Annotated in this window: 1 protein-coding gene; it reads left to right on the forward strand. The window is 43.6% G+C overall.

What is annotated here, in order from left to right:
- Positions 1-202 precede the first annotated feature (202 nt).
- Positions 203-1,159: a DUF3137 domain-containing protein gene (locus Q0256_RS11425; protein WP_297963218.1), complete on the forward strand. Its 957-nt coding sequence runs from the start codon at positions 203-205 to the stop codon at positions 1,157-1,159.
- Positions 1,160-1,187 lie beyond the last annotated feature (28 nt).

Below are 1,187 nucleotides of genomic sequence, written 5' to 3' on the forward strand. Positions count from 1 at the left end.
TGCTGAAATAATAAGCTTTCCGATCGCGAGATTTTTATATGTTGCGCTTGAGCTTGGCGGCAAATTTTACTGCGCGCGGCTCGCGCAAGTAGCCATAAAATTTAGCGGCTCTAAACAACGTGCGCCTATTGCGCCGTATCGGTCGTAAATTTACGCTGTGCCGTAAAGTTGCGCCATTAAATTTAATAATTAGAGGTTGGGCGTGGATATTAAAACCGTCATAGATTTAGAAAAGCAGCGCAAACGGCTTAAGAAAAGTCGCAAGCTTTGGAAAATTTTAAGTTATCTCGTAGCGTTTGCGGTTTTCGGTCCGATGCTTGCGCTCGCATTGATAATCATCTTTCTTGATTTTCCCAAACTCGATCTTGGCATAGAAAGCTTATCTTTTTTGGTCATGTCTATTTTAGCAATAATCGCCATGCGGGACGAATTTTACGAGTGGATTTTTGAGCGTAAAACCGAGCGATTTTTGATGCGCTACAAAGAGCTTTATCTCAAGCCCTATATCGAAGGCCTGGGCTTTTCGTATAAAATGGGCGCGCTTTTTCAGGAAAAAGAGGTAAGGCAAAGCGAGATATTTGACGGATTTGATAGATTTCGCGCGGATGATCTGGTTTGCGCGAACGTGGACGGCGTGGATTTTATGTTTTGCGACATAAGGCTGGAAAAGGACATCGGCACGGGAATTCCATTTATTTTTAAAAATAATTACGCCACATTTTTCGAAGGACCCTTTTTCATGGCAAATTTTAATAAAAAAATCTGCTCCGACGTTTTTGTCTTCTCTAATACGACACTGCCGCCGTCTGAGTTGCGGTACAAGCTACTGGGTGGTCGCGAAATCCCGATAGATAACGCGAACTTCAATCAAAATTTTACGATCTATGCAAACGACGCAATGACGGTTATGTATGTCCTGACGCCCGCGCTGATGGAGAAAATTTTATCTCTTAAACAGCTCGTGAAATCGAATATCTCGCTGAGCTTCAAGCAAAATAAAATTTACATCGCGATAGCTCGCGGTGCCGATAGTTTCGAGCCGAGCTTGGATCAGCCGATACTCAATGCTCGCATCGCAAAGGATATCAAAGCGGATCTGGACGCGATGCTGCAAATCGTAAAAATTCTAAGATTGAATGAAAAAATTTGGACGTCTTAGCCAGGCGCAAGGCGGAGAAGCAGGCGGG

Origin of the sequence: uncultured Campylobacter sp., assembly GCF_937949835.1 — a bacterium.
Classification (GTDB): Bacteria; Campylobacterota; Campylobacteria; order Campylobacterales; family Campylobacteraceae; genus Campylobacter_B.